The following is a 22,151-nucleotide window of genomic DNA, read 5'->3' on the forward strand; positions in this document are numbered from 1 at the left end:
TGATGTAATTAAATGAAAAAGAAAAAGGATATTGTTTATGATTATGTTATAGTTGGTGGAGGTATTATAGGTTTATCAATAGCTTATAAGTTGTCTTTAAAAGATGAGCAGTCATCAATTTTAGTGTTAGAAAAGGAGAAGGACTTGGCACTTCATCAAACAGGAAGAAACTCAGGAGTTATACATTCTGGAATTTATTATAAGCCAAATTCATTTAAGTTAAAAAATTGTATAGAAGGTAGGCGGCAATTAGTTGATTTTGCAAAAGTTAATAATATATCTTTTGAGATGTGTGGAAAATTAATTGTTGCAACAAAAGAAAAAGAACTGCCAGTATTAAATAAAATTTATGAAAATGGTTTAAGAAATGGATTGAGTTTAATAAAATTATTAAACGAGAAACAGAGTAAGTTTTATGAGCCAGAAGTAAAGTGCTTAAAATCAATTTTTGTACCCTATGCAGGAATTATAAACTATGTAGGTGTTGTTAAAAAAATGGAAGAGCTTTTAAATGCAAAAAACAACTATAATAAAGTAATTAAATCAAATAAAATTATTAAAATAAAAGATACTGACACTTATAAAGAGTTGTACACTAAAGATCTATCTTTTAAAGGTAAATATGTGATTTTTGCATGCGGTTTACAAGCCGATGAAATGGCAATTTTAGATGGGATTGATTTAAAATCAAGAATTATTGGTTTTAGAGGAGACTATTACAATGTAGTGAAATCGGGTAAGTCAAAAGTGAAAAGCTTAATTTATCCAGTACCAAATATTGATTTGCCTTTTCTAGGAGTTCATCTTACAAAAATGTATGATTCTTCGGTTGAAGCTGGACCAAACGCTGTCTTGTCATTTAAAAAGGAGGGGTATTCAAAAACAAGCTTTAGTTTTGAAGATACCTTTAAAATGGTTTTTTATATAGGGTTCTGGAAGCTTATAAAAACATATTGGAAATTAGGTTTAAAAGAGTATGCAAGAGCATTTAGTAAAACAGCATTTTTAAACTCATTAAGAGTTTTAGTACCTAATCTAAAAAAAGAGGATTTAATAACTGGAAAAATAGGTGTTAGAGCTCAGGCATTAGATGTTAATGGAAATTTAATTGATGATTTTTTAATAAAAAAAACAAAAAACTCTTTACATGTTATTAATGCTCCGTCGCCTGCAGCTACTGCAAGTCTAGCAATTGCAGATGAAGTTTTAAATAGAATAAAAGAGAATGAATAATATAAAAATTGGAGTAGTTGGTTTAGGTTATGTAGGCTTACCTTTAGCGAGATTATTTGCTACTAAATATGAAGTTGTAGGATTTGATATTAATAATGAAAGGGTGAGAGCGCTAACATCAGGAGTAGATACTACATTAGAAGTTTCGAATGATGATTTAATAGCTGTTTTAAAGAAAGAGGAGTCTGATGAAAATGGGCTTCTTTTTACAACATCTATAGAAAGTATTAGGAATTGTAATTATTATATAATTACGGTTCCTACTCCAGTGGATAAAAATAACCGTCCAATATTAACTCCGTTAATTAAAGCTAGTGAAACAGTAGGTAAAGTATTATCAAAAGGAAATATTGTTATTTATGAATCTACTGTATATCCTGGTGCTACAGAAGAAGATTGTGTTCCTGTGTTAGAAAAAGAATCAGGACTTGTTTTTAATAAAGATTTTTTTGCAGGGTATTCCCCTGAAAGAATCAATCCAGGAGATAAGGAGCATACTATTGAGAAAATATTAAAAGTAACCTCAGGCTCAACTCTAGCAGTAGGGAAAAAAGTAGATGATTTGTATAAATCTGTGATTACAGCAGGTACTCATTTAGCACCAACTATTAAAGTAGCCGAAGCTGCAAAAGTGATAGAAAACTCACAGCGTGATATTAATATTGCCTTTGTCAATGAATTGGCGAAAATTTTTAATTTAATGGATATCAATACTCATGATGTGTTAAAAGCAGCCGGAACAAAATGGAATTTCTTACCATTTAAGCCAGGATTAGTAGGGGGGCATTGTATTGGAGTTGACCCTTATTATTTAGCACAAAAAGCTCAAGAGTATGGCTATCACCCAGAAATTATTTTAGCAGGAAGGAGATTAAATGATAGTATGGGTAGTTATATCGCTTCTGAAGTAATTAAGTTAATGCTTCAAAAAGATATAGCAATTAAAAACTCTGAAATTCTAATCTTAGGAATTACTTTTAAGGAAAATTGTCCGGATATAAGGAATACTAAAGCTGTAGATGTGATTTTCGCACTCAAAGATTACGGAGTAAATATCAGTATTTTTGATCCCTGGGCCAACATTAAAGAAGTAAAGCATGAATATAATTTAGATTCAGTTAAAGAAGTACCTAATATTAAATTTGATGCGATAATTTTAACAGTTGCTCATAATGAATTCATAAACTTAGATTATGAAAACCTTAAGAAAGAAAATTCAGTAGTTTATGATGTGAAAAATGTTTTACCAGAAAAAATAAAAAATAAAACCTTGTAGATGAAAAATTTTGCATTGATTGGAGCAGCAGGATACATTGCTCCAAGGCACTTAAAAGCGATAAAAGATACCAATAATAATTTGATAGCAGCACTTGATAAATTTGATAGTGTTGGAATTTTAGATAGTTATTTCCCAAATGCTGATTTTTTTGTGGAATTTGAAAGATTTGACCGACATATAGAGAAGTTAAAAAGGAAAGGAACATTTTTGGATTATGTGAGTATTTGTACACCAAACTACTTACACGATTCACATATTAGAATGGCTTTGCGTAGTGGGGCAGATGCAATATGTGAAAAACCATTGGTTTTAAATCCTTGGAATGTTGATGCTTTAGGGGAAATAGAAAAGGAATCTGGACAAAAAATTTATACCATATTACAATTACGATTGCATCCAAGTATTATTGCGTTAAAGCAAAAAATAGATATAGAAAAGAAGGATGCTAAATATGATGTTGATTTGACCTATATTACATCAAGAGGTAATTGGTATGATGTTTCATGGAAAGGAGACGAGTCAAAATCAGGTGGAATTGCAACCAATATTGGAGTTCATTTTTATGATATGTTATCATGGATATTTGGAGAAGTAAAAACTAATATTGTACATTTACGGGAAAAAAATAAAGCAGCAGGCTATTTAGAATTTGAAAGGGCAAGAGTTCGTTGGTTTTTGTCAATAGAAGAAGAATCATTGCCAAATGAAATTAAAAAATTAAACCAACGAACTTACCGTTCTATTTCAATTGATGGAAAAGAAGTTGAATTTAGTGGAGGTTTTTCTGAACTTCATACAAAAAGCTATCAAGACATTTTAGAAGGAAACGGATTTGGATTACAAGATGTAAAACCATCTATAGAGATAGTGCATAATATTAGGAATATGGAATTAACAGCTAACGGATCAAAACATCCTTTTTTAGCTAGATAAATAACCATATATTTGTAAAAAAACATGAAAATAGGAATTACTTTTAGTGCATTTGATTTGTTTCATGCAGGACATGTTAAAATGTTAGAAGAAGCAAAAAATCAATGTGATTATTTAATTTGTGGTATACAAACTGATCCAACTTTAGATAGACCAGAAAAAAATAAACCAATTCAATCCGTTGTGGAGAGGTATATTCAATTAAAAGGTTGTAAGCATGTAGATGAAATTGTTCCTTATGCTACTGAGCAGGATTTAGAAGATGTGTTACGTTCATTCAAAATAGATGTTCGTATCATTGGAAATGAATATGCTAATAAAAAATTTACTGGAAGAGATTATTGTGAGGAGAAAGGTATTAAATTGTACTTTAACAAAAGGGAACACCGTTTTTCTAGTAGTGGATTACGTAAAGAAGTTAGTGAAAAGGAAAATCTAAAAAATAAAGATAAATTGGTATGAATATAGCTGTCGTAGGCTCAGGGTATGTGGGGCTAGTCTCGGGAACTTGTTTTGCTGAAATGGGGAATAAAGTTACCTGTGTTGATATAGACTCAATAAAAATTAAAAAATTAAATGAAGGAATTATTCCAATTTTTGAACCAGGTTTAGAGGCCATGGTCGTAAAAAATACTCAAAATAAGAATTTATTTTTTACAACAAACTTATCTTCAGCAATTTCAGATGCTGAGATTGTTTTTATAGCAGTTGGAACACCTATGGGTGAAGATGGGTCAGCAGATTTACAGTATGTATTAGCTGTAGCAAAATCCATTGGACAATCTATAAAAAGAAGGTTGATAATTGTTGATAAATCAACAGTCCCAATAGGTACAGCTGATAAGGTTAAAAAAACTATTCAAGATGAGTTAAATATACGTGGTGAACAGATAGAGTTTGATCTTGTTTCAAATCCAGAATTTTTAAAGGAAGGAGCTGCTATTGCAGATTTTATGAAGCCAGATCGTGTTGTTATTGGAGCTGAATCTGACTTTGCAATAAGTAAAATGAAAGAGTTATATGCTCCTTTTTCAAGAACTCATGACCGATTTATTACTATGGATATTAGATCTGCAGAAATGACTAAATATGCAGCCAATGCTATGTTAGCAACCAAGATTTCTTTTATGAATGAAATAGCTAATATTTGTGAAAGAGTTGGTGCTGATGCGAATCAAGTCCGTATAGGAATTGGATCTGATAATAGGATAGGTTATAGTTTTATTTACCCGGGTGCAGGATATGGAGGATCTTGTTTTCCAAAAGATGTAAAAGCTTTGAAGAAAATAGCAGAAGAGCATGGGTATAAAGCACAACTTATTGAATCAGTTGAAGATGTTAATAATCGACAAAAACTTGTAATTGCTAACAAAATTGTTCATCGATTTGGAGAAGATTTAAAAGGTAAAACTTTTGCATTGTGGGGCTTGTCTTTTAAGCCTGGAACAGATGATATGAGAGAAGCACCCTCAATTTACCTAGTTAAAGAATTAGTTAAAAGAGGAGCAATTATAAATGCATATGATCCAAAGGCAATTGAGGAAGCTAAATCTTTTTATTTAAAAGGAATTGATAGTGTTAATTATTTTACTTCAAAATATGATGTGCTTCAAAATTCAGAAGCATTAATATTGCTAACTGAATGGAAAGAGTTTCGCTCACCTGATTTTCAGGAAATTAAAATGCGATTAAATTCTCCAGTAATTTTCGATGGACGAAATCAATTCAATGTTTTTAATCTTGAAAATAAAGGATTTGAGTACTATCAAATTGGGAAGAAATAACAATATATAAATATAATCAATTTAATAAAATATAAATATGGCAAAAGTATATATAGGAATGAGTGCTGATATTATTCATCCTGGACATTTGAATATTATTAAAGAGGGAGCTAAATTAGGTAAGGTAACTGTTGGTGTTTTGACAGATGAAGCTATTGCGAGCTATAAGAGATTACCATACTTGAATTTTGAACAAAGAAAAATGATAGTTGAAAGTATAAAGGGAGTAGCTAATGTCGTTGCACAAAACTCTTTGGATTATAAGCCAAATCTTAAAATTTTAAAACCTGATTTTGTTGTTCATGGTGATGATTGGAAAGAGGGAATTCAAAAAGAGACTAGGCAAAAAGTTATTGATACTATTTCTCTTTGGGGTGGTAAAGTTATCGATATTCCTTACACTGAAGGTATCTCTTCAACAAAATTAAATGAGAAATTAAAAACTATAGGGACAACTCCTGATATTCGGATGAAAAGATTACGAAGGCTTATTGATGCGAAACCTTTGGTAAGAATTTTAGAATCTCATAGTGGTTTAACTGGTCTGATAGCAGAAAACGCTTCTGTTAATATTAATGGTCTAAATCATGAATTCGACGGAATGTGGTCTAGTAGTTTAACAGATTCAACTTCTAAAGGGAAACCAGACATTGAAGCTGTAGATATAACAACTAGGATGCATGGGTTGAATGATACATTAGAGTGTACAACGAAACCTATCATTTATGATGGAGATACAGGTGGGAAAATTGAACACTTCGTCTTTTCAGTAAGAACTTTAGAAAGACATGGGATATCTGCTGTAATTATTGAAGATAAAACAGGATTAAAAAAGAACTCATTATTTGGTACTTCTGTTCCACAAACACAAGATAGTATTGAGAATTTCTCGGCAAAAATTAAAGCAGGAAAAAACGCTCAAGTAACGGATGACTTTATGGTTATTGCTAGATTAGAGAGCTTAATATTAGGTAAAGGTGTTGCAGATGCACTAGAAAGAGCAGAGGCTTATATAAAAGCAGGTGCCGATGCGGTAATGATTCATAGTAAAGAAAAAAGTGGAGAAGAAATTAAAGAGTTTTGTACAAAATTCAGACAAAGTGATAAGAACACTCCTATAGTTGTTGTCCCATCAACATATAATCATATTACAGAAAAAGAATTTATAGAATGGGGTGTTAATATAGTAATTTATGCGAATCATATGCTTAGAGCATCTTACCCAGCAATGATGGGGGTTGCTAAGTCTATTTTAACGAATGGTCGCTCATCTGATGTGGATGATAAATGCATGCCTATAAAAGAAATTTTAGAATTAATTCCTGGGACCAAATGATAAATACCAAACAATTTTACGACAGTTTAATAAATTTAGATATAGATTTCTTTACAGGTGTTCCTGATTCGTTATTAAAAGACATTTGTGCTTATATAACTGATGAAACACCAAAAGAAAGAAACATTATTTCTGCTAATGAAGGTGGTGCTATTGGGTTAGCTATGGGTTATAATATGGCAACTTCTAAAATACCTTTGGTGTATATGCAAAACTCTGGTTTTGGAAATACAATTAACCCATTGTTATCTTTAGCGGACCCAAAAGTTTATGGAATTCCAATGCTTTTATTAGTTGGTTGGAGAGGAGAGCCAAATATAAAAGATGAGCCTCAACATGTAAAACAGGGTGAAGTAAGTGAAACATTATTGCAGTCTTTAAATATTCCATATTCGATAATATCTTCTGAGACTTCGAATTTGTCAAAAATGCTAAATGATGCGATGACAACAATGAGAGACCAAAGCACACCCTATGTTATTTTGGTTAGAAAAGGAACATTTGAACCGTATTCATTGAAAAGCGAAAATCGTACAGATTTTGATTTAAATCGAGAAGGAGCTGTCAAAAAAATAATTGATTTAATTAGTAATGAAGATATTATTGTCTCAACTACCGGAAAAACATCAAGAGAGGTATTTGAATACCGTGAAGAAATTGGTGATAGTCATGAAAAAGATTTTCTAACTGTTGGGGGTATGGGTCATACGAGTCAGATAGCTTTAGGAATAGCATTGAGTAAGCCAAATAGAACTGTTTACTGTCTTGATGGAGATGGAGCAGTACTAATGCACACAGGATCTTTGGGTATTATTGGTGATTTAGCTCCACCCAATATGAAACATATTATAATAAATAATGGTGCACATGATTCTGTCGGTGGACAGCCTACTATTGGTTTTGATATTGATTTTAAAAAAATTGCGGAAGGATTTAATTACAAAGAAACCTTTCAAATAACAACAATAAGTGAATTTAATGTGGTTTTTGAAAAATTTAAAAATTCAGCAGGCCCAAGTTTATTAGAAATATTAGTAAATAAAGGGGCTAGAAAAGATTTAGGTAGACCAACAATATCTCCAAAAGAAAATAAATTAGCTTTTCAAAAAAATTTAGAGAAGTGAAACAATTAGATTTTATTTTTCCAAACTCTATTAATGTCCTTGAAGAAACGTTATTTAATTACTCTATTAAAAATGTTTTTCTTGTAAGAGGCAAAAACTCGTTTATTAAATCGGGTGCAGAAGAAATACTACTTCCAATTTTAAAAAAATATAACATTACTAGTTTTTCTAACTTTACTGTAAATCCAAAGTTAGAAGAAGCTGAACAAGGATATGAATTATTTAAAAAAAGTAATTCTGAATTAATTATTGCGATAGGAGGAGGTAGTGTAATAGACATGGCTAAGTTAATTAAACATCTGTGGATTAAAGACAATGATAAATTACTTCTTTTACCATTAGTTGCAATTCCTACAACAGCTGGTACTGGGAGTGAAGCTACTCATTTTGCAGTTGTTTATATTTCAAACAAAAAATATTCTTATGCAGATAAATTGTTACTGCCAAATGTTGCGATAGTAGATTCTAATTTATTGACAGGTCAAAATAAATATCAAATGGCTGTTTCTGGGCTAGATGCTTTTGCTCAGGGGATTGAGTCTTTTTGGAGTGTCAATTCAACCGAAAAATCAATGGAATATTCAGAAAAAGCGATACTATTGGTTTGGAATAATTTAAAAAAGGCTATCAATGGAGATAGTCAAGCAAAAGAAAAGTTAGCCGAAGGCTCTTTTTACGCAGGTAAAGCTATTAATATTACTAAGACCACAGCACCTCATGCACTATCTTACGGGTTTACTTCAATTTTAGGACTTCCTCATGGTCATGCAGTCTCTTTATTCTTGCCTTATTTTTTAAATTTCCATAAAACATTATCTGTTGAAGATTGTATTGATAAAAGGGGAAATACGTTTGTTAGAGGTCAGTTAGCTAAGATAGCTAACTTTATAAGTACAGATGTTGATCAACTAGAGCTGACTGTTTTTAGTTTCATAAATGATTTAGAGGTAGATTTAAATTTTAAAAATTTAGGAATTACAAAACAGGTGTTTATCGATGCAATTGAAAAAGTAAGTATAGAAAGGTTAAATAATAACCCTGGTAAAGTATCCTCTCAAAAAATAATGAGTATTTATAACACAAATTAAAAATATTTAAAAATGTCTAAGAAAATAAATTTTGCAATTGTTGGGTGTGGTCGAATAGGTAATCGTCATGCTGAACACATTAACAATCAGGGTAATCTTATTGCTGTATGTGATATCGTAGAAGAAAATGCCAGTGCAGTTGCAGAGAAGTATCATGCTAAAAAGTATACATCGATAGAGAAACTACTTAAAAATGAAAAAGAAGTAGATGTGGTTGCTATTTGTACTCCGAATGGCTTACATGCAGAACAAACGATTGCGGCGCTAAGGGCTGGATTTCACGTTGTTTGTGAAAAACCTATGGCTATTAATGTTCACGATTGTGGAAAGATGATTCAAGAGGCAGAATGGGCAAATAAAAGGCTTTTTATTGTGAAGCAAAACAGATATAATCCACCTATCGAAGCCGTAAGAGAATTAATTCATTCGGGTAAGTTAGGTCAAATATACAGTGTTCAATTAAACTGTTTTTGGAATAGAAACCCAGAGTATTACAATGATTCTAACTGGAAAGGAACAAAAAAATTAGATGGAGGAACTCTTTTTACTCAATATAGCCATTTTGTAGATTTGTTGTATTTTTTAATTGGTGATGTAAAAGAAGTTCAAGCTTTTGCTTCAAATTTTCACCATCAAAAAGAAATGGAATTTGAAGATACTGGGGTTGTTGTTGTAAAGTTTCACAATAATGCTTTAGGGACGATAAATTATACGGTAAATAGTTTTGATAAAAACATGGAAGGGTCGCTCACAATTTTCTCAGAAAAAGGAACTGTAAAAGTTGGTGGTCAATATTTAAATGAATTAGAATATCAGAGCTTTGATGGGTTTGAAATTACTAATTTACCAAAAGGAAATCCTCCTAATCAATATGGGAAATATACAGGATCCATGTCAAACCACGATAAAGTGTATAAAAATGTTATTGATGTTTTACAAAATGATGGTGTCATAACAACTAATGGTTTTGAAGGATTGAAAACAGTTGAAATCATTGAGAAAATATATGATAGCATAAATAATTGATTGAATTAAAAAAGATGTTTTTCTAGTTTTAAAAGAAGAATATAATTATTTTTGAAATTGCATAGAAAGCATAATATTTAAATTCTTAAATTAAAAATAAAATTGAAAAAAATATTATTAATACTTGGTACAAGACCAGAAGCTATTAAAATGGCTCCATTAATTAAAGAATTTAAAAAGTACCCGAATTTATTTGAAACTAAAGTATGTGTTACTGCACAACATAGAGAAATGCTCGATCAAGTATTAGATTTTTTTGAAATTACACCAGATTTTGACCTTGATTTAATGAAGCCAGGTCAGAACTTATATACTCTTACCTCAATTATTATTAATTCATTGAAGCAAGTTTTAGAAGAATTTTCTCCAGATTTTGTGTTTGTTCATGGAGACACAACAACTACTATGGCAGGTTCTATTGCGGCTTTTTATAGTGGGGCTAAAGTGTGTCATGTAGAGGCTGGTTTAAGAACTTTTAACAAAAGGTCACCTTTTCCAGAAGAAATTAATAGACAGATTACTGGAAGAATCTGTGATTACCATTTTGCTCCTACAACCACTTCTGAGTTAAATTTAATTCAAGAAAATATTGATAGAGGTGATATATTAGTGACTGGTAATACGGTTATTGATGCATTGCTGGATTCTGTACAAAAAGTAAATGAAATACCAAGTGTTCTTGCCAAAGAGCTCAATTTGAAAATTAAAAATCGAGAACTTATTTTGGTTACAGGGCATAGGAGAGAGAATCATGGAGAGGGTTTTGAACGAATCTGTAAGGCTTTAAAGCGTATCGCTTTAGATAACCCTAATCGATTAATTATTTACCCGGTACATTTAAACCCTAAAGTTCAAGAGCCCGTGAACCGTATATTAGGACAAGTTTTAAATGTGATGTTAATTGAACCTTTAGCATATCCAGATTTTATATGGTTGATGAGTAAAGCAAAAATAATTATAACAGATAGTGGAGGGGTTCAAGAGGAAGCGCCAAGTTTAGGTAAACCGGTATTGGTTATGAGAGAAACCACTGAAAGACCAGAGGCTGTAGATGCTGGTACTGTTATTCTTGTAGGTACTAATGAGGACTTAATTGTTTCAACAGCTTTGAATTTATTAAATGATAATGAAAGTTTTGAGAAAATGTCTAAACTTCATAATCCTTATGGTGATGGATTAGCATCAAAAAGAATTGTAGAATTTATAAAAAACAAGTAAATGATTCCTGAAGTAGTAACTATTGGACTAGGTTATATTGGATTGCCTACATCAGCATTAATTGCTAAGCATGGAACTAATGTTTTAGGCGTAGATATTAATCAACAAGTTGTAGATACAATTAATCAAGGTAAAATACATATAGTAGAACCAGATTTAGGTGAAATCGTATCAGAAGCAGTTTCTAAAGGATTTTTCAAAGCTTCAACTAAAGCAAGCGCGGCGAAGGTTTATTTAATAGTAGTTCCAACTCCTTTTAAAGGAAATCACGAGCCAGATATTTCATTTGTAGAAGCCGCAACCAAAGGAATTATTCCGCTCTTAAAAGAAGATGATTTATATATTATAGAGTCTACATCTCCTATTGGTACAACTGAAAAAATGCAAAAATTAATATACGCAACTAGACCTGAACTAAAAGGGAGAATTTATGTTGCTTATTGTCCAGAAAGAGTATTGCCAGGTAATGTGATGTATGAATTGGTATACAACGATCGAGTAATCGGAGGAGTAGACAAATCTTCTACTGAAAAAGCCATGACTTTTTATAAAAAATATATTAAGGGGCAATTGCATGCAACCAACGCTAGAACTGCTGAAATGTGTAAACTAGTTGAAAACTCATCTAGAGACGTACAAATTGCTTTTGCCAATGAATTATCCTTAATTTGCGATAAAGCGAATATTGATGTTTGGGAATTAATTAATTTAGCGAATAAACACCCAAGAGTAAATATTTTGCAACCTGGAAGTGGAGTTGGCGGACATTGTATTGCTGTAGATCCTTATTTTATTGTGTCTGATTATCCAATGGAATCTAAAATTATTGGTACTGCTAGAGAAGTAAATAATTATAAATCTTTTTGGGTTGCTGAAAAAATTCAAAATGAAAAAATGAAATTTGAGTTGAATTTTGGCAGAAAACCAAAGATAGCTTTAATGGGGATAGCATTTAAACCGAATATTGATGATCTAAGAGAGTCTCCTGCAAAGTATATTATAAATAAGGTTTTACAGAATGATAATAACAATGATTATTTTATTGTTGAGCCCAACATTAAGGAGCATAAAGTTTTTAGATTGACCAATTATAAATTAGCAGCTGAAAAAGCAGATATAGTTGTGTTTTTAGTTGCCCATAATGAATTTAAAAAACTTGAAATAAAACCTGAAAAAGTTGTTCTTGATTTTTGTGGTGTTAAAAAATAAGTAATAAGGTTATAATTTATAATAATTATAGGGTTGATAATCGTAGACAATATTTTTTGACTTAACCTATTGCTATTGAATATCCCTAAACATATAAATATTAATATGAAAATTAATAAAGCAAGTATCAGAAATGTTAAATTTGGTAAGAATTGCACTGTTGTTGAACCTTGTAATTTATATGAATGTGTTTTAGACGATAATGTTTTTATAGGACCATTCACAGAAATTCAAAAAAATACAAGAATTGGTAGCAATACAAAAATTCAAAGCCATTCTTTTATATGTGAAATGGTTTCAATTGGAAATGACTGCTTTATAGGTCATGGAGTTATGTTTATAAATGATAAGTTCCAAAATAATGGACCTGCAAACGGAAATAAAAACCTTTGGAAAGAAACTAAAATTGGTAACAAGGTTAGTATTGGATCAAATTCAACTATTATGCCAATTGAAATATGTGATAATGTTGTAATTGGAGCTGGATCTGTTGTTACAAAAAACATTACAGAGCCGGGAGTGTATTATGGAAACCCAGCAAGAAAATCAAATTAAAAATAAAATATGGAAATACCTTTTGTAAACTTAGGACTACAGTATGAATCTATAAAATCAGAAATAGATAATGAAATTCATAATGTTTTAGATGAGACAGCCTTTATCGGAGGAGAAAGAATAATAGAATTTGAAAAAAATTTCGCAAATGCAATTGGAGTAAAGCATTGTATCGGTGTAGCTAATGGAACAGATGCAATAGTCATTGCTCTTAAAATGATGGGAATTTCTGAAGGTGATGAAGTTATTGTTCCGGCTAACTCTTTTATCGCTACTGCAGAAGCAGTTACAGCGGTTGGTGGTACAGTTATTTTTGTGGATAATTATTTTGATACTTATAATATTGACTGTGAAAAATTAGAGACGACCATTACTAGTAAAACAAAAGCAGTAATAGCAGTTCATTTATATGGCCAACCTGCAGACATGGATAAGCTAACAAAAATTACAAAAAAACATAATTTATTTTTAATTGAAGATTCTGCACAAGGTCATTTAGCAGAGTATAAAACAAGTAGTGGTGAGTTGAAAAAAGTAGGAACTTTTGGAGATTGTGCAACCTTTAGTTTTTATCCTGGTAAAAATTTAGGAGCATATGGTGACGCGGGTGCAATCACAACAAACAATGATGAATTAGCAAGGAAAATGCGAATGTATGCTAATCATGGGCGTATTTCTAAATATGAACATGAATTTGAAGGAATAAATAGTAGAATTGATGGGTTACAAGCAGGGATTTTAAATGTTAAATTAAAGTATTTAGGAGAGTGGACCAATAAACGAAGAGAAATTGCAGGCTATTATTTAGATAGATTATCGAGTATAGATAAAGTGACTTTGCCTGTTGTTGATTTAAAATGTAATCCTGTTTGGCATCTTTTTGTGATTAGAGTCGATGACAGAGACGGTTTAAAAGAATTTTTAGAAAGTAAGGGTATTTCAGTAGGTGTACATTATCCTATTTCTTTACCAAACCAACCTGCATATAGAAATTCAAATATTGAAGTTGCAAATTTTACGGTTTCAAATGACCAACAAAATAAATTATTGAGTCTACCAATTTTTCCAGAATTAACAAAAGATAAGTTGGAGTATATTTGTGATGAAATAAAGCATTTTTTTAGACAGAACAAATGAAAAAAATCGGAATAATAGATTATGGGGCAGGAAATATTAAATCTGTTTCTAATATGCTTAACTACTTGAACATTGAATCCGAATTTATATCAGATCATAGAAGTTTGAAAAATTATGATAAAGTTATACTCCCTGGTGTTGGTAAATTTGATTCTGCTATTAAAAACCTTCATAAAAATGGATTTAAAGAAGAATTGAGTAATTTTACTCAGAATAATAATAAGCTTCTATTAGGTATTTGCTTAGGCTCACAACTATTATTAAATACAAGCGAAGAGGGTATTGAAAATGGATTAGGGCTTATTTCAGGAAAGTCAAAAGAATTTATGAGTGCAAGAGAATTTCCTGTACCACATATGGGTTGGAATACTTTAAAGCAAACACAAAGCCACGATATTTTCAAAGATATTTCTGATCTAGACAGGTTTTATTTTGCCCATAGTTATTATTTAGGTGTTGAAAACGAAAACATACTAAGTGAAACTAATTATGGTATTTCTTTTCCAAGTGCAATTTTTTCGGACAATATTTTTGGCATTCAATTTCACCCAGAAAAAAGTTTAAAATCTGGTATGAAAATTTTTACAAATTTTTACAAATTATAATGTTTAATAAAAGAATTATACCACAATTACTAATCTCAAAAAATAAATTAGTAAAGACAGAGAATTTTAAATCTTCAATTTATGTTGGAGACCCTATCAATACTGCCAAAATATTTAATGAGAAAGAAATTGATGAATTATCAATTATTGATATTGGTTGTACAAGGTATAATTATGAGCCAAACTATGAATTAATAGAAAAAATTGCAAATGAATGTTTTATGCCAATTAGTTATGGCGGAGGTATAACTAATTTTGAGCAAGCATCGAAAATATTAAGATCTGGTGTAGAAAAAATTATTATTCAATCATCATTATTTAAAAACCCAGAAATTATTAATGAAATATCCGAATCATTTGGGGCTCAAAGCATTATCCTTAGTTTAGATTTTATTTCAGTAAAAAACAGTTATAGGGTTTTTAAAAGAGGTGTTTTTAAGAATTACACAAAATTAAATATACAAGAGGCCTTAGAAAAACTTAATGAATTTGAATTTGGTGAGTTACAATTAATGTCTGTCGATCGAGAAGGCACTTTAGAGGGGTTAGATATTGATATTTTAAAAATAGCAAGAAAATATACAGAGAAACCAATAATATTTTGTGGTGGGGCCAAGTCAATTAATGATATATCAATTGCATTTGAGAATGGAGCCTTTGCCGTTGGTGTAGGAAGATTATTTACGCTACACGGTCCATTTAAAGCGGTTCTTATAGATTATCCAAGTAGAAAAATAATAAATCAAATATTATGAAAAAAGAAAATTGTAAACGTTGTTTAATGAATACAGGTATGTCTGATGTAAAAGTCTTTAATGATGGAACTTGTAGTAGTTGTCGACAATATTTCTCTGAAATAAAAAGAGTTAAACCAGCATATTATGACTCATTAGAATCTTTGCTTGCAAGTATAAGAAAGAATAAAAGCAAAAAATATGATTGTATTGTTGGAGTTAGCGGTGGTGTTGATAGTTCATACACTTTAGTTAAGGCAATTGAACTCGGTTTAAAACCTCTAGCAGTCCATATGGATAATGGTTGGAATTCTGAGCTAGCTAACAGTAATATTAAAAACTTATGTAATAAATTAGATGTAGATTTATACACACATGTAATAGATTGGGATGAGTATAGAGAGTTGATGAATTGCTTTTTTAAAGCTGACGTTGTTGATGTAGAACTTTTGTATGATAATGCTATGATTGCTGTAAATTATAATTTGGCCAGGAAATTTAAAATTAACCATATACTAGCAGGGACAAATCATTCTACAGAGGGAATCCCTATGCCATCTGAATGGAATTGGTTTAAGTTTGATAAAAGGAATATTAAAAGCATTGTTAAGTCCTTTAATGGTCCGAAATTAAAAACAATGCCGACATTTGGAGTTATTAATTATATTTTTGACACCTATCTTAGAAAAATTAAATGGATTGACTTTCTAGATCACATTGATTACAAGAAGAGTATTGCCTTAGAGGAGTTGGTTAAGAACTATAATTACAAACCTTATGAATATAAACATTATGAATCTGTATTTACTCGTTTTTATCAAGGATATATACTTCCTAATAAATTTGGAATAGATAAAAGAATTGTTCATCTAAGTGCAGAGGTTCTAAATGGAGATTTAACTAGAGATGAAGCTGTACAAATTTTATCAAAATCACCGTATTCGAGTGAAGAAAACCTTAATTTAGATAAAAAATATTTTCTTAAAAAAATGAAATGGAAGGAGTCAGATTTAACCAATTACCTTTCTCGGAAAAAAAGAAATCATGATGAATTTAAATCTGAAAAGAAATTATGGAATAATCTTGTGAGAATTTATTCTTACAGAAAAAAGTAATTGATTAATAAAATATGAACTCTAATAAGTATTTACTTTATTCTTCTATTCTTGGTCAAGTAGCCACAATTATTTTCACTCCATTTATCACTCGATTAGAAACTAAAGCTCAAATAGGTATATATTCAATTTTTTTCGCTTCTGTTGCAATTTACACTTTAGTAGGTGCTTTTAGAATTGAAATGGGTTTTGTAGAGAATTCATTGAGCCCAAAAAAGGAAAAAAATGATTTAGGTTCAACTTCGTTCCTGTTGTCTATTATTACATCTCTTTTTTGTGGACTAATAGTGCAATTTGTTTATCAAGATTTTATTCTTACACTTCTTACCTGTATAGGGTGTATATTAACGATCTATAGTTTAATTTGTACATACTGGACTTTGTCTGAAAAAGATATCACAGATATTGTGCTTTTTAGGTTTTCTAAACCCATTTTAATAATTTTATTTCAGTTTTTTTTTATTTTAATGGACATTGATAAAGGTCTTATTATTGGTTATGATTTAGGGATTTTAGCTTCGTTATTTTTTTTTAGAAATAAAATCCTTCAATTTAGAGTTCCAAAAGCAAAAATTTTTATTTTAAAAATGAAACAAAATATAAATTTTATAAAATATTCTACTCCATCTGATTTTTTTAACTCTTTGGGAACTCAGTTGCCAACATTTATTTTTGAACGTATGTTTGGAATTGAATACAGTGCATCTTATCTATACACTCAAAGAATAGTGATATCGCCTTTCGCTCTTGTTTCTGAGTCATTATCAAAAACCCTTCTTCAATTGTATGCGTTAAAGAAAGATTTTAACTTTATGGTTTCTCAAATGCTTATTATACAAATTAAGTTTTATATAGCAATTTTTGGAGCTATTATTTTATTTGATGATTTAATAGTTAATTTATTGTTTGGAGATGGTTGGGATGAAATGAAATTTTTATTATTGGGTTCTTTTTTCTGGGTGCTTTCTGTGTTTATTTCTGTACCTATTCTTAGTTTATTGAGTATAACCAAAAATCAAAAGAAAGATTTAAAATTTCAAATTACATTATTTATATCAAGATTGTTAGCATTATTACTTGGTTATTACTTAGATTCATTTAAATTGATATTTATTATTTTTTGTTTTGCATCTGCTATGCCATATCTATTTTATATGCGCAAAACACTAAAAACCCTGTCAATTAATATTGATGTTAGAAAATGGATAACTAAAGAAAATATTATTAATATTTCAATTTTATTAGCTCTAATCTTTATCTTAAAGTCAAATATAAATTTGTTGCTTTATTATTCTGTTTCAGGTATATTTGTGTTTCAGCAGTTATATCGAACTTATAAAAAATTCACCAAACTTAATATGGATTTATAATGAAAATAGTTAATGTGAGTGGAGGGTATTGGACTGGGAGTAGTGCGGTAATTGCTTTGCTTGAAGAATTTGATAATGTATCTGTTTGTCCTACCGAGTATAGTGCTTTTGGATATGGAGAGTTGTTTGCTCATTTGATGAATGAGGACGAAAAAAAAATTGCAAATTCGAAACTGATATTTGAGCAGTTTAATAAAACTGAGAGGCTTAAATATTTTTGGTCAATTTTAAGGGTTTTTTGTAGAGCCTTAAAGATTTTTCCCAAAAAAATATTTTATCCTAGAGTTGATGGTGAAAATTTATTTGGATCTAATTATAAAGAGTTTTGTTCAAAGACATATAAGCAATTGTTTAGAGACGGTTTAACAACTCAAAAGAGAGCTTTGAGTTTGTTTTTTAAGGCTATTGAAAAAGATTCATTAACGAAAAAAAACAATCAAGATTTGCTAATTCTTGATCAGATGATTAGCCCTTCTTACATAAAACATTTTAATTTTTTTGATGATAAAATAAAGCATATTGTAATTGATCGTAATTGGAGAGACCAATATGCAGAAATAAGAAATAAGTTGCCTTCAATTGTTGGTAAAAATATTGCCATAGGTGTTAATCCACTAAATGAGGGGTTGATAAAAGTTGATTCAACAATAGAAATGTTTAGTCAAATTAGAAGTAGGTTTAATGATGATATTAAGCACATTAGAAAAATGGATAATGTTCTTGTGTTAAACTTTGAAGATATAATAAACGATAAAATAAATACTAAAAACAAGGTTTTTGATTTTTTAAATATAGCTGAAGGCAATTGGGATGAATATAGTGTTTTTGATGAAAATATTTCAAAAAACAATATTAATAAATGGAAACATTTAAATATTAAAGAAGAGATTAATTTGATAGAAAATACAATAGAATGATTTATATTTTTCTTTTAAGTTATATCATTTGTACCTATTTAACTTATCGAATTGTTAGGGCTACTTTGCCTTTTTTTTACTTATTGTTTTTTGGGGTGATGTATATTGGAACTACCTATGGGTTAAACATAGATTACGAAAGTGATGTGTATTATTTTTTTCTGATAATCACTTTTTTATTTTGTTATACAATTGCTACAGTATTGTTTAATATAAAGTTTCCAATATCAAAAGCTTTTAAAATTTATAAATCTAAACCATTTATTTACGATTCTAATTCTACAATTAAACTGTTTTGGTTTTTGTTAATTATATCTTCCATCCTTACTATTGTTTATTTTTATTTATTAGGGAGTAATATATTTATCATGATAATGAATGATAGTTCACAAGCTGATATTACAACTGCTAGGGTAAATTCATATTCAGGAGAAACCTATTTTGCACCAGGATATTTTAATCAGTTTAAAAACGTCCTTTTTCCTGTTTCAATTTGTATATTATTGTTTAATAATGTGAAGAATAAAAAGATTATCAAGTTTTTTTTTATCCCTCTTGCATTTTTAGGTTTAGCGGGTACAGGTCAACGTGCTTTTCTAATGTATACGTTTTTGGGTATAGTTATCTCTTTTTTTTATATAGGTAAATTAAAATTCAAATCATTAATTATACCCAGTGCTTTAATGCTTTTAAGTTTTGGAGTAGGTAGTTTTTACTTAGGAAGAACTCAGGACTTGAGTTTTTTTGCAACAATTGATAATTTATTGACTCGTATTTTTTATAATGAACAAAACGAGTCATTAATCACGTTTAGGTATTTGTATGAAATACCAATATCATATGGATATGATTGGTATAGAGGAATTATAGGAATTCTTCCAGGAGTTAAAGGTTCAGAAATTCAACATATAGTGTTTGGACTTATACATGGCAATCCTAGAGGGACAGCTGCCCTTAGTTTTATTGGAAGTATTTACCATAACTTTGGTTTTTTTGGTGTGGTGATTGTTTCATTATTTTTTGGTTTTTTAGTAAACAAACTTACTTTTAATTTCTTAAAAAGAAAAAAAGAGATTGGAATTGTAGTTTTTTTTAGTTTTATAACATTTTATATTTCAATATATTCATCTGGAGATATAGTTTTTTTATTCAATAAAGGTGTAATTTTATTGATGTTATTGACTGTTTTAATTTATAATAATAGAGTTTGGAAAAGATAATTATTTTATGCCCTGGCCATGATGTAAATGACCAAAGAGTAAATAGGACAAATAGTATTTTAATCAAAAAGTATAACATTAAAGTGTTTTATGAATTAAAATATAAATTAACTGATGAACCTCAGATTGAGAATATTTTTTATTTGAAAAACAAGTTTGGTTATTTTAAAGTGAAGTCAATTATAAAAAGTATAACTGATAACACTGATGAACCGATTTCTGTATATATACATGATAGTGGACTTTTAGGGATTTTGCTTTGTTGGTGGTGGTCTAAATTTAATATTGTTAAATCTATTACTTTTGATTACCATGACTGGATTCCTTGGGAAGTTTATTATCAAGTTAAGAAAAGAATTAAGAATCCAATACTTTTAAAAGCATCTTATAGAAGTTTATTATGGTTTTCAAGAATATGTTTTAAATCATTGAAAATAAAAAACTTAGTCGGGATTTCGTCAGAACAATTGGAAGCACTAAAAAGGGATTTTAATTTAAACGATACAAGAGACTTAGTGGTTCCAAATACTAGAAAAAAAATATTAGAAAGAAAAAAAGTATATGGAACCGAGTTCCACGGAGTGTTATGGGTGGGGAATGTTATGAGAGGGAGAGATTTAGATATATTAAACACATTTGTAGTAAAATATAATAAACTAAATAATTCTAGCATTAATTTATTCATTATAGGAAATGTGTATGATGAAGAATATTTAAAAAGTTTAGAATTAAAATCTACTATCAAATACCTTAGACCTTTTAATTCTGATTTAGAAATACTAGAATTGATACAAAATTATAATGTTGCTGGTTTTTTTTATGGCTGGGACGATATTATGAACACAGGGATTAACAAAATAGCTAGCCCTAATAAAGCATATACATATTTAAATCTTGGAGTGCCAACAATAATGGGCTCCCACTTAGAATCACTTAAATTAAGTGTTGCAAATGATGATGATAGTGTTTTTTGGATAGAAGATTATGCTGGGTTTGAAAAAGCCATAAATTTTATTTCGAGAAATTATAATTCAATCATTAAGAATTTTAATGTAAAAACAAAATGGGAGGGTGACATTATAAAAAAAATTGAAGATTTTTTTTAGTAATTATATGATTAAAAAATAGTTATTGAAAAATAACCATAAAACACGATATAAAATGAAAAATAATAGAATTCGTAAAATTATTAGATATTATAAAATATATGGCTTAGGTAGGACATATATAAAGGTTATGGGAAGGACACGTTTTAATCCACCAATCAAGTTACCCATTTCACTAACTTTTAACCCTAGTAAAGAGGTTGCAATTATTGGTGCAGGACAGTTTTCTTTTGCAATTATTGGCTATTATTTGAAGAAGAATAGAGGGAAATGTATAGCGGGAATTTATGATATAAATGAAGAAAATTCATCTACTTTTGCAAAGTATTATGGAGCAAAGGTTTACACAAGTTCTGATGAATTGATACATAGTGAGAACGTAAAATATGTTTATATTGCTTCAAATCATGCAAGTCATACTGATTATGCAATCAAAGCTTTGAAAGCAAATAAAATAGTTTATGTTGAAAAGCCAATTAGTGTAACCAATAATCAATTTTTACAATTAATGAATGCTTCGGAAAATAAAACATTATTTGTTGGTTATAATAGACCATTATCACCAGCATTATTCGAAGTGTACAAACATTTAAGTGTTGAAAATAGATTTCCATTAACTTTGAATTGTTTTATAACAGGACATAAATTAGAAAAAAATCATTGGTATAGGGATTATAAGGAAGGAACTAGAGTTTGTGGTAATATTGGTCACTGGCTTGATTTATCAATTAATTTGTTAATGAAAATTGGACTACCAAATTCGATAGATGTAACAATTAATTCAAGTAATGAAAACGAAAAAGATGATAATGTGTCAATTGTTATGATAACAGACAAAGAAGATTTGATTTCTATTGTATTGAGTTCAAGAGAAGAACCCTTTGAAGGTATTAATGAATCTATTAATATTCAACATTCAAACGTAATTGCTAAAATTGATGATTTTAGAAGAATGACAATATGGAATGGCGAAAAGTTAATTAAAAAGAGATATTTCAGAAAAAATGTTGGGCATGAGAATGCTATTCTTCAACCATTTACAAAAAAGTATAAAAGAGATTTTTCTGAAGTTGAAATATCCACAAGGTTAATGTTAGAAATTACAGATGCAATTAGAAATAACAAAGAAAAAATAACTTTTCAAGTTTAAGAAAATTTAAAT

21 protein-coding genes are annotated in these 22,151 nt (G+C 29.5%); all 21 read left to right on the forward strand.

Going from position 1 to position 22,151, the window contains the following annotated elements; translation table 11 throughout:
• Positions 1 to 12: 12 nt before the first annotated feature.
• The 21 genes from lhgO (at position 13) to ACEWL1_RS11200 (ending at position 22,139) form a co-directional block, all read left to right on the forward strand.
• Positions 13 to 1,233, forward strand: a complete 1,221-nt coding sequence (lhgO, locus tag ACEWL1_RS11100) for an L-2-hydroxyglutarate oxidase (protein WP_409233369.1) — start codon at positions 13 to 15, stop codon at positions 1,231 to 1,233.
• Positions 1,226 to 2,509, forward strand: a complete 1,284-nt coding sequence (locus tag ACEWL1_RS11105) for a nucleotide sugar dehydrogenase (RefSeq protein WP_409233370.1) — start codon at positions 1,226 to 1,228, stop codon at positions 2,507 to 2,509. The genes lhgO and ACEWL1_RS11105 overlap by 8 nt, the downstream gene beginning before the upstream one ends.
• The gene (locus tag ACEWL1_RS11110; protein WP_409233371.1) at positions 2,510 to 3,445 is read left to right on the forward strand and encodes a Gfo/Idh/MocA family oxidoreductase; all 936 of its coding nucleotides are present in this window, start codon (positions 2,510 to 2,512) and stop codon (positions 3,443 to 3,445) included.
• A gap of 24 nt (positions 3,446 to 3,469) precedes the next feature.
• Positions 3,470 to 3,907, forward strand: a complete 438-nt coding sequence (locus ACEWL1_RS11115; protein ID WP_409233372.1) for an adenylyltransferase/cytidyltransferase family protein — start codon at positions 3,470 to 3,472, stop codon at positions 3,905 to 3,907.
• Positions 3,904 to 5,229 (forward strand): UDP-glucose dehydrogenase family protein, encoded by a 1,326-nt coding sequence (locus tag ACEWL1_RS11120; RefSeq protein ID WP_409233373.1) that lies wholly within the window; start codon positions 3,904 to 3,906, stop codon positions 5,227 to 5,229. Before ACEWL1_RS11115 ends, ACEWL1_RS11120 begins: the two co-directional genes overlap by 4 nt.
• 37 nt (positions 5,230 to 5,266) lie before the next feature.
• Complete coding sequence (gene aepX / locus ACEWL1_RS11125) at positions 5,267 to 6,565, forward strand: phosphoenolpyruvate mutase (protein WP_409233374.1); 1,299 nt, start codon at positions 5,267 to 5,269, stop codon at positions 6,563 to 6,565.
• Entirely contained in the window at positions 6,562 to 7,689 is a 1,128-nt protein-coding gene (gene aepY, locus ACEWL1_RS11130; protein WP_409233375.1) for a phosphonopyruvate decarboxylase, read from the forward strand. The genes aepX and aepY overlap by 4 nt, the downstream gene beginning before the upstream one ends.
• Positions 7,686 to 8,777: a phosphonoacetaldehyde reductase gene (locus ACEWL1_RS11135; protein ID WP_409233376.1), complete on the forward strand. Its 1,092-nt coding sequence runs from the start codon at positions 7,686 to 7,688 to the stop codon at positions 8,775 to 8,777. The genes aepY and ACEWL1_RS11135 overlap by 4 nt, the downstream gene beginning before the upstream one ends.
• Before the next feature lie 12 nt (positions 8,778 to 8,789).
• On the forward strand, positions 8,790 to 9,803 hold the full coding sequence (locus ACEWL1_RS11140) for a Gfo/Idh/MocA family protein (protein ID WP_409233377.1): 1,014 nt from the start codon (positions 8,790 to 8,792) through the stop codon (positions 9,801 to 9,803).
• A 102-nt stretch (positions 9,804 to 9,905) separates the two neighbouring features.
• Positions 9,906 to 11,021 carry a non-hydrolyzing UDP-N-acetylglucosamine 2-epimerase gene (gene wecB / locus ACEWL1_RS11145; RefSeq protein WP_409233378.1) on the forward strand — a complete coding sequence of 372 codons (1,116 nt, stop codon included), beginning with the start codon at positions 9,906 to 9,908 and terminating at the stop codon, positions 11,019 to 11,021.
• Positions 11,022 to 12,230 carry a UDP-N-acetyl-D-mannosamine dehydrogenase gene (gene wecC / locus ACEWL1_RS11150; RefSeq protein WP_409233379.1) on the forward strand — a complete coding sequence of 403 codons (1,209 nt, stop codon included), beginning with the start codon at positions 11,022 to 11,024 and terminating at the stop codon, positions 12,228 to 12,230.
• A 105-nt stretch (positions 12,231 to 12,335) separates the two neighbouring features.
• The gene (locus ACEWL1_RS11155; protein ID WP_409233380.1) at positions 12,336 to 12,785 is read left to right on the forward strand and encodes an acyltransferase; all 450 of its coding nucleotides are present in this window, start codon (positions 12,336 to 12,338) and stop codon (positions 12,783 to 12,785) included.
• A 9-nt stretch (positions 12,786 to 12,794) separates the two neighbouring features.
• A complete protein-coding gene (locus ACEWL1_RS11160; RefSeq protein ID WP_409233381.1) occupies positions 12,795 to 13,922 on the forward strand; it encodes a DegT/DnrJ/EryC1/StrS family aminotransferase in 1,128 nt (375 codons plus the stop codon).
• Positions 13,919 to 14,527 (forward strand): imidazole glycerol phosphate synthase subunit HisH, encoded by a 609-nt coding sequence (gene hisH / locus ACEWL1_RS11165; RefSeq protein ID WP_409233382.1) that lies wholly within the window; start codon positions 13,919 to 13,921, stop codon positions 14,525 to 14,527. The genes ACEWL1_RS11160 and hisH overlap by 4 nt, the downstream gene beginning before the upstream one ends.
• Positions 14,527 to 15,282: a HisA/HisF-related TIM barrel protein gene (locus ACEWL1_RS11170; protein ID WP_409233383.1), complete on the forward strand. Its 756-nt coding sequence runs from the start codon at positions 14,527 to 14,529 to the stop codon at positions 15,280 to 15,282. The genes hisH and ACEWL1_RS11170 overlap by 1 nt, the downstream gene beginning before the upstream one ends.
• Positions 15,279 to 16,376: an N-acetyl sugar amidotransferase gene (locus tag ACEWL1_RS11175; RefSeq protein ID WP_409233384.1), complete on the forward strand. Its 1,098-nt coding sequence runs from the start codon at positions 15,279 to 15,281 to the stop codon at positions 16,374 to 16,376. The genes ACEWL1_RS11170 and ACEWL1_RS11175 overlap by 4 nt, the downstream gene beginning before the upstream one ends.
• 14 nt (positions 16,377 to 16,390) lie before the next feature.
• Complete coding sequence (locus ACEWL1_RS11180) at positions 16,391 to 17,746, forward strand: lipopolysaccharide biosynthesis protein (protein WP_409233385.1); 1,356 nt, start codon at positions 16,391 to 16,393, stop codon at positions 17,744 to 17,746.
• On the forward strand, positions 17,746 to 18,663 hold the full coding sequence (locus ACEWL1_RS11185; protein ID WP_409233386.1) for a hypothetical protein: 918 nt from the start codon (positions 17,746 to 17,748) through the stop codon (positions 18,661 to 18,663). Before ACEWL1_RS11180 ends, ACEWL1_RS11185 begins: the two co-directional genes overlap by 1 nt.
• Positions 18,660 to 19,883, forward strand: coding sequence for an O-antigen polymerase (locus ACEWL1_RS11190; RefSeq protein ID WP_409233387.1), 1,224 nt, complete (start codon positions 18,660 to 18,662; stop codon positions 19,881 to 19,883). The genes ACEWL1_RS11185 and ACEWL1_RS11190 overlap by 4 nt, the downstream gene beginning before the upstream one ends.
• Positions 19,871 to 20,989 (forward strand): hypothetical protein, encoded by a 1,119-nt coding sequence (locus tag ACEWL1_RS11195; protein ID WP_409233388.1) that lies wholly within the window; start codon positions 19,871 to 19,873, stop codon positions 20,987 to 20,989. Before ACEWL1_RS11190 ends, ACEWL1_RS11195 begins: the two co-directional genes overlap by 13 nt.
• 130 nt (positions 20,990 to 21,119) lie before the next feature.
• On the forward strand, positions 21,120 to 22,139 hold the full coding sequence (locus ACEWL1_RS11200; RefSeq protein WP_409233389.1) for a Gfo/Idh/MocA family protein: 1,020 nt from the start codon (positions 21,120 to 21,122) through the stop codon (positions 22,137 to 22,139).
• The last annotated feature ends 12 nt before the right edge of the window (positions 22,140 to 22,151 follow it).

Origin of the sequence: Polaribacter gochangensis (genome assembly GCF_046224025.1) — a bacterium.
Taxonomy (GTDB): domain Bacteria; phylum Bacteroidota; class Bacteroidia; order Flavobacteriales; family Flavobacteriaceae; genus Polaribacter; species Polaribacter gochangensis.